Source organism: Mesorhizobium sp. LNHC252B00, from assembly GCF_000502955.1.
Classification (GTDB): Bacteria; Pseudomonadota; Alphaproteobacteria; order Rhizobiales; family Rhizobiaceae; genus Mesorhizobium.
Genome location: NZ_AYWO01000144.1, coordinates 1 through 374 on the forward strand (window position 1 = coordinate 1; position 374 = coordinate 374).

1 protein-coding gene is annotated in these 374 nt (G+C 56.7%); it reads left to right on the forward strand.

The features are described from left to right. Positions 1-67: 67 nt before the first annotated feature. The coding region (locus tag X744_RS139605; RefSeq protein WP_023763268.1) for an inorganic phosphate transporter at positions 68-374 on the forward strand (307 nt) is incomplete at its 3' end.

Below are 374 nucleotides of genomic sequence, written 5' to 3' on the forward strand. Positions count from 1 at the left end.
GGTGGTCGATCGCTTCGAGGACGTCGCCAACGAGATCAGCGGCATCGTCATCGAGAACGTCTAGGCGATGGAACCCACCATCGCCTTTCCCGTGCTGGCCGGCCTCGTTGTCGTCGCGCTGTTCTTCGATTTTCTGAACGGCCTGCATGATGCGGCAAATTCCATCGCCACCATCGTCTCCACCCGCGTGCTGAGGCCGCAATATGCGGTTTTATGGGCGGCATTCTTCAATTTCATCGCATTCATGTTCTTTGGTCTTCATGTCGCCGAGACCGTGGGAAAAGGCATTGTCGACGTCACCATTGTCACTCCGGCAGTGATCTTTTCGGCTCTCGTCGGCGCCATCGTCTGGAACATCGTTACCTGGATTGCCG